Source organism: Lamprobacter sp., assembly GCF_034860625.1.
Lineage (GTDB): Bacteria > Pseudomonadota > Gammaproteobacteria > Chromatiales > Chromatiaceae > Lamprobacter.
In genome coordinates this window covers 1-5,827 of the sequence record NZ_JAYESN010000196.1, presented here as the reverse complement: position 1 = coordinate 5,827, position 5,827 = coordinate 1, and the positions used below count along the sequence as shown (strand labels likewise).

9 protein-coding genes are annotated in these 5,827 nt (G+C 62.9%); 3 read left to right on the top strand and 6 right to left on the bottom strand.

Annotated features, from left to right (window positions below; genetic code table 11):
- Window positions 1-332 precede the first annotated feature (332 nt).
- The 5 genes from VBE63_RS23790 to queC all read right to left on the bottom strand — a co-directional run bounded on the left by VBE63_RS23790 (window position 333) and on the right by queC (window position 3,703).
- Window positions 333-593 carry a hypothetical protein gene (locus VBE63_RS23790; protein ID WP_323685501.1) on the bottom strand — a complete coding sequence of 87 codons (261 nt, stop codon included), beginning with the start codon at window positions 591-593 and terminating at the stop codon, window positions 333-335.
- Window positions 590-937 carry a hypothetical protein gene (locus VBE63_RS23785; protein WP_323685500.1) on the bottom strand — a complete coding sequence of 116 codons (348 nt, stop codon included), beginning with the start codon at window positions 935-937 and terminating at the stop codon, window positions 590-592. The genes VBE63_RS23790 and VBE63_RS23785 overlap by 4 nt, the downstream gene beginning before the upstream one ends.
- Before the next feature lie 154 nt (window positions 938-1,091).
- Window positions 1,092-1,298, bottom strand: a complete 207-nt coding sequence (locus VBE63_RS23780) for a hypothetical protein (protein WP_323685499.1) — start codon at window positions 1,296-1,298, stop codon at window positions 1,092-1,094.
- A gap of 597 nt (window positions 1,299-1,895) precedes the next feature.
- Window positions 1,896-2,990, bottom strand: coding sequence for a 6-carboxytetrahydropterin synthase (locus VBE63_RS23775; RefSeq protein ID WP_323685498.1), 1,095 nt, complete (start codon window positions 2,988-2,990; stop codon window positions 1,896-1,898).
- The gene (gene queC, locus VBE63_RS23770) at window positions 2,987-3,703 is read right to left on the bottom strand and encodes a 7-cyano-7-deazaguanine synthase QueC (RefSeq protein WP_323685497.1); all 717 of its coding nucleotides are present in this window, start codon (window positions 3,701-3,703) and stop codon (window positions 2,987-2,989) included. Before queC ends, VBE63_RS23775 begins: the two co-directional genes overlap by 4 nt.
- 463 nt (window positions 3,704-4,166) lie before the next feature.
- On the opposite strand from queC, the gene VBE63_RS23760 reads away from it, so the two are divergent.
- The 3 genes from VBE63_RS23760 to VBE63_RS23750 all read left to right on the top strand — a co-directional run bounded on the left by VBE63_RS23760 (window position 4,167) and on the right by VBE63_RS23750 (window position 5,161).
- Window positions 4,167-4,391, top strand: a complete 225-nt coding sequence (locus tag VBE63_RS23760) for a hypothetical protein (protein WP_323685496.1) — start codon at window positions 4,167-4,169, stop codon at window positions 4,389-4,391.
- Window positions 4,388-4,516, top strand: coding sequence for a hypothetical protein (locus tag VBE63_RS23755; protein WP_323685495.1), 129 nt, complete (start codon window positions 4,388-4,390; stop codon window positions 4,514-4,516). The genes VBE63_RS23760 and VBE63_RS23755 overlap by 4 nt, the downstream gene beginning before the upstream one ends.
- A gap of 186 nt (window positions 4,517-4,702) precedes the next feature.
- On the top strand, window positions 4,703-5,161 hold the full coding sequence (locus tag VBE63_RS23750; protein WP_323685494.1) for a sulfur globule family protein: 459 nt from the start codon (window positions 4,703-4,705) through the stop codon (window positions 5,159-5,161).
- A 201-nt stretch (window positions 5,162-5,362) separates the two neighbouring features.
- On the opposite strand, the gene VBE63_RS23745 is transcribed toward VBE63_RS23750, so the two are convergent.
- The coding region (locus VBE63_RS23745) for a transglutaminase family protein (protein ID WP_323685493.1) at window positions 5,363-5,827 on the bottom strand (465 nt) is incomplete at its 5' end.

Here is a 5,827-nt window from a genome sequence, read left to right as displayed (position 1 = left end):
CGTTGCGCTGATGGACGGGCTCGGCCTGCCCTATCCACGCAAGATCGACTTTGCGGTGCCGGGCAATGAGGACTGCGGCGCCTGTCCAACCAACGTGCCGGAACAGTTCCGTGGTCCCTGCTCGGCCAGCGATCAGGGATGATTGAACCGACGCTCATCGTCCGCTGGATGCGCTGGCCGTGATCAACGGCACTCTGCTACGAACGCCATCGCTGCGAGCAACGCACTGCCAAGGCAGCCCTGCATGAGCTGATTCGCTCGATTGATGCACTTCATGCAACGCGGAGCCTTGGCCTGGCTCAGCGATCCATGCAGCGCTGCCCCCCAGAGACTCAGCCCGCGATCAACCGCTCCAGTGCGTCGGCATCGAGCGGCCGCAGACCAACCAGGGCGCCGATCGCATTACCGAGTTCACGATCGCCCGACATCAGCAGCAGTGCCGAGAGCGCGGCCACAAAAGCCCGCGCACGCGCCGCCTCGGTTGGCTCGCCTTGGGCCTCGGTGAGCGCCTTGCGGATGAGCTGCAGATCGATCACCTCGAGTGTCTCGACGAGGCCGTCCAGCGCCGTCCGGTCCACTGGATCTTGGGTCATGCCCTCGCCTCCTGATGCCTGAAGTCGCCGAATGTCGCGATGCGGTTGAGATGATCGATCGCCAGTTCCAGGATGGCATTGGCGCCGGGTGCCACGGTCACGGTGCGTGGTCCCAGGGCAAGCACGGCGGGTTCATCCTGATGGGCACCTTCGCTGGCGCGACCGTCTCCAGCGTTGGCTGTCGTGGCCGTTGACCTGGTCACCCCAGCACTGCCGCGCAGAAAGGGACTTTCGGCGTGCAGTGGCTCCGCCGAGCCAATGAAGACCAGCGTGGCTGCTAGCAGGAGTCGTTGTGGTGTGCGCGGTGCAGAAGAGCATGCTGCTGAGAAGGGATACAACGCCATGGCTAAGACTGCTCCGGTTGGCGAGGGGTGCCGGGATAGACATCCAGATGGGTGATCACCGGGCGGTAGTGACGGAAGGCCACGCGGACCTCGAAGGTGCGTTGGTGGCGCACCGGCTGGGCGCCGGAACCGACGCTAAGAGACTGTCCAGAAATTACTTCCCGATTTCGGAGCGACCGGTTGCGGCAGCTTCGGGAAGCAAATGATGGACACTTCCTAAGACTGCAAAGCCCATCAGCCCCAGGGCAGCCAGCAGCAGGCCAAGACCATCCAGCAACTTCGCGATGAGATCGCGAGGCTCAAGGGCGAGAAAGGCAAGCCGCACTTCAAGCCCAGCGGGATGGAGCAGAAAGCCGGACAAGGCGATGAGCAGCAGGCAGCGCAGCAGGAAAGGGACCAAGGGCCAGAATCGCTGTGGCTGGGGTCATGCGCAACAACGTCGTCGCTCCTCGCCTGTGAGCAGTCGCGAAAAAAAGTTCGCCTCTGTTCAGCGATTGACCGATCTAACATCTCCTCACAAAACCGTAATATTGGCAAGGACCCAGCGGCCAGGTCAGCCCATTATGCACAAGGTTATCCACAGGCACGGTGGATAACCTGTGCTTGACAAGCGGCCGCCCGGTGGTTCTCGCGCCGAGTGGGCTTGTTTGGCCTAAGTCGTTGATTTGCTATCGGCTGATCAACCAGTGCACATGTTGACGTGGGAGCCTGTAAGGCGCTGTCCAATCAATGAATGGTGTGTGTTATCGGCCATTCATCAACAGGCTTATGCACAATGTATGTGGATAGATCAGAGGTGGCTTGACGAGTCGAACGCGGCGGGTCTGGTCGAGGCGCCGAGCTGCGTTAGCGCTGTTTGAACGGTTGCCGGGCGAGCGAATCAGTCTGATGAGCAGGCCGACAGGCCCGAGGATGACGCCCGAGAACAGCCTGTAGAAGACCTCCTTGACGCGATAGGTCATATCGGCAAGGCTGGTTCCTCATCACCCCAGCAGAGCACCGCGCCACAGCCGGGTGTCTGCTGCAGATCAATGCGATCCAGTGGTGGCAGCAGCACCGCGACCTGCTCGCGCAGCCACAGCGCCAGGCTGGCCGGATCAGCAGCGCTGAGCTGAGGCAGGTCGTTGAGCAGATGATGGTCAAGCTGCTGATAGATCGGCTTAAAGGCTTCCTTGACGTCGCCATAGTCGACCGTCCAGCCGAGCACCTCATCGAGCGGCGCGCTCAGGTGCAGCCGCACCCGATAGCTATGGCCATGCAACTGAAGACGCGGGTCGTCTGCGGGGGCCGTCAACAACCTTAGTGCACTCTCGAACCGCTGCTCTTTCCAGATACGATATTGGGACCCGTTGTAGTGGCAACCGGCGGTCAGGGTCTCGTAGACGGTCACCCAAGACAGCGCCGGTAGCTCCGGCTTGATCCGGTGCCAGAGCCAGGCCGCCAGCATCTCGCTGGTGGGGATCTCAAGACCCGGAATATCGTTCAGACAGCGGTAGTGCAGTACCTCATGCAGGGGCGCCCAGAGGGCCGCGAGCCGATCGAAGTCGACGCCCATATCTTGGTCCGCCAAGGCCTGGTTGGCGTGCAGGATGACCTCGAAGCCATGACCGTGCATCCGGCCGCATGGGTGCCCTTCCGGAACATTCGGCAGTTGATGGGCCGCCTCGAAACGGAACCGACGCCAAACATGCGCCTGCTCCTGGTCGTCCAAGTCGGCGCCCTGATGGCGGGTGCTCTGAATCCCCACGGATTCGATGCCGGGGACGTCGAGACCGGCGCGCACCCAGCGCGCGAGGTTCTCATCGGTCGGCACTGGCAGTTGCTCATTGAGATCCCGATAGTCGAGGGCGGCGACGCAGCGGCTCAGCGCAGAGGTGAGCGCGTCTGTTTCGCCGCCCGGAAACGGCGCCCAGTCGGCGGGTAGCTCGGCGCGGACGCGAGCGAGGAAGCTGTGCCCGTGCAAGCGTCGGCAGGGATGCCCATCGGGCAGGATGGCGACGCGCCGAGCGGCCTCGAAGGGCGCTGCGGCGACGTGAAAGAGTCGCTCGCTCATCTGTTCTTCACTGATGCGGTCTTGAGTCCGTATTGAATGCACAGGGGGTCGTCGAGACCGGCCTCGCGGAAGCCCTTCTCGCGCAGTAGGCAGGAGTCGCATTGACCGCAGGGACGGCCATCAGGGCCGGGATCATAGCAACTGCTGGTCAGCGCGTAGTCGACCCCGAGCGCGGTCCCCTTGGCAATGATCTCGGCCTTGCTGAGTTGGATCAATGGGGTATGGATCTTGAGCCGTTGCCGTCCTTCGACGCCGGCCGCGGTGGCCAGATTGGCCATCTGCTCGTAGGCGGCGATGTACTCGGGGCGGCAGTCCGGGTAGCCGGAGTAGTCGAGGGCGTTGACGCCGATGAAGAGGTCGCTGGACGCCAGCACTTCGGCCCAGGCCAGCGCGAAGGAGAGAAAGATGGTATTGCGGGCCGGAACGTAGGTGATCGGGATGCCCTCGCCCATCTGCTCAAGAGCGCGCTGCTTGGGCACCGCAATCTCGGCGGTGAGGGCCGAGCCGCCGAAACGGCGCAGATCGATGTCGACAATGACGTGCTCGACAACCCCCATTGCCTGCGCCACGCGCGTGGCGGCTTCGAGCTCGACCTGATGGCGTTGGCCGTAGCGAAACGAGAGGGCATAGAGGGCGTAACCCTCGGCTTTGGCAATGGCCAGGACCGTGGTCGAATCAAGGCCTCCGCTGAGCAAGACGACTGCGTTGGTCACGGATTGGGCTCCTCAGCAGGGTGCATGGTCGATGATCTGCTCAGCAATCTTGATCTGATAGCCCATTATGACATCGATGGTCACCATGCAGCCCTTGAGTTCAAACAATTCCAGGAGCTTGGGAATCGCCGCGATCCGTGATCTCGTTGGATGTCTCCTCGCTCGCCTCTTGGCCAAGCACCAAGCGGTTGCGGTTGTCCAAGCGCTGACCTTGTGCAGGGCCTGCAGCCGGCAGCTCGATATCAGTCAAAGACCCGATTGGCCAGACCTGCGTCCTGGTATTTTGCGACCAGTCCCATGGCCTGTTCATGGGCCCTGCCAATGCCTTGGATTAGGATATTGGCATGACTGCGCCTTTCGCTGCACTAGGTTCGCAAGCGCACAGACAGGGGCAGGCCTTTTGACGTAGCGTCAGTGACACTAAGGCAGACACTGAGGCAGACGCTATGATGGAGGACGAACCATGGATTCTCACCTAAAGGCGTTGATCCACCAACGCCGCAGAGTCGGTCTGGCCTATCGGCGCAGCCAGAGTGCCAGTGATCGCCGTCGCCTAGAAGACATCGATCAGGAGCTTGCCCACTACAACATCGATCTTCCAGGCATCCAGCACTGGGTCTTGGAGCAGAAGACCAGAAACCGCCACCCCAGCCATCCGACCTCACACCGCCCAGAGCCTCCGCAATGACCAAAGAACGCCAAAGCAACAAAGAATCGAAGAAAAAACCAAGCCTCACGCTGAAGGAGAAGCGCAGCGCAAAGAAGGGCAAGCAGGAGCCCAAGGGGCTGCTGGAAAACGTGAAAGGCAGCTAACGCTGGTCAGATCCGTGGGTTGCGATGACCTCTTGTTGAGATTCACAGCGCGTTACGCCGTGCCACCTCGTCCACCGGGTCCACCTGGTCGCCCTCCGGTTTCAGGCCCTGACCACACCGCGCCCTCCCCTGGGGTGGTGACCACCGTGCGCGCTTGCGCACACCAACTCAAAAGGCAGATTGCTTATGACTAAGCTCTTCAAGAAAATCGGCATTGTCGCCATCGTCGGTCTCGCCGGCGCCTCCTTCTCGGCCAGCGCCTGGTGGGGCGGCCCCGGCGGCTACGGCGGCAACAATGGCATGATGGACGGGATGAATGACATGTTCGGCGACGGCTCAGGCGACTTCAATATGGGCATGAGCGGCTCCGGCTCCGGCTCCGGGCGCGGTTATGGCCGCGGCTATGGCGACGGACGCGGCTATGGCGCACCCACTGGTTACGGATATGGCGGTTCGGGCGGCTACGGCGGTCCCGGCGGCGGCATGGGCGGACCCTATGGTGGCTATGGCGGTCCAGGCGTCGGCATGGGCGGACCTTATGGCGGCTACGGCGCGCCTTACGGGGGTGGTGGGTACGGAGCGCCCTATGGCGCGCCGCAGCAGGCGCCCGGAGCCCAGGTCGGACCGCCTCAACCGCGGCAGTAAGCGCAACGACTTGCCTGCCCCGCCCCGCGGGGCGGGGGTCTGGTGCTCATACGGCTGCCGACACTCTAGCGGCCAAGTAAACGGGTGGAGCTTCCAGGCAGCCTCCCTAACTCCTGACCCAGCATCTTCTGATGATCCCGTTCTGATGATCCCGCCGTCTTCGGGACCCGCCTCTTCCAAGATCGCCTGTCAAATCGTTCGCTACAGCGCCGATACCCAAACACCGACGCTGAGGTCAGCCCCCGGCGCGCCGACGTAGCTGCCGGCAATCGGCGGGACGGACTCTGGCAGCCGCGCCACGGCGACGGGTATGTGCTGCGCACCGGCCATCTGCCCGATGGACGGATCGAACCCCTTCCAGCCCGCACCGGGCAGATAGACCTCGGCCCAGGCATGTGTCGCACCGTAATTGAACGCCGACGGCTCGGCTTGGAGGTACCCGCTCACAAAGCGTGCGGCGAGCCCCAGACAACGAGCGGCCTGGATGAACAGGGCGGCAGAGTCACGACAAGAGCCGGTTCCCAGCGCGAGCGTCTTCGCGGCATCCTGAACACCGGGCTCCTCGCGCACCTTGTAAGCGATGCGCGCATGGATGCTGACGCACAGGCGTTGCAACAGCGCGTAGGTCTGAATGCGCTCGCCTGGGCTCCAGACGGAGTCGACCCA

Excerpts from the sequence above, each read along its gene's own strand:
- VBE63_RS23755 (WP_323685495.1), top strand. The coding sequence starts at position 4,388 with ATGACCAAAGAACGCCAAAGCAACAAAGAATCGAAGAAAAAACCAAGC.
- VBE63_RS23790 (WP_323685501.1), bottom strand. The coding sequence starts at position 593 with ATGACCCAAGATCCAGTGGACCGGACGGCGCTGGACGGCCTCGTCGAG.
- VBE63_RS23750 (WP_323685494.1), top strand. The coding sequence starts at position 4,703 with ATGACTAAGCTCTTCAAGAAAATCGGCATTGTCGCCATCGTCGGTCTC.
- VBE63_RS23760 (WP_323685496.1), top strand. The coding sequence starts at position 4,167 with ATGGATTCTCACCTAAAGGCGTTGATCCACCAACGCCGCAGAGTCGGT.
- VBE63_RS23775 (WP_323685498.1), bottom strand. The coding sequence starts at position 2,990 with ATGAGCGAGCGACTCTTTCACGTCGCCGCAGCGCCCTTCGAGGCCGCT.
- VBE63_RS23785 (WP_323685500.1), bottom strand. The coding sequence starts at position 937 with ATGGCGTTGTATCCCTTCTCAGCAGCATGCTCTTCTGCACCGCGCACA.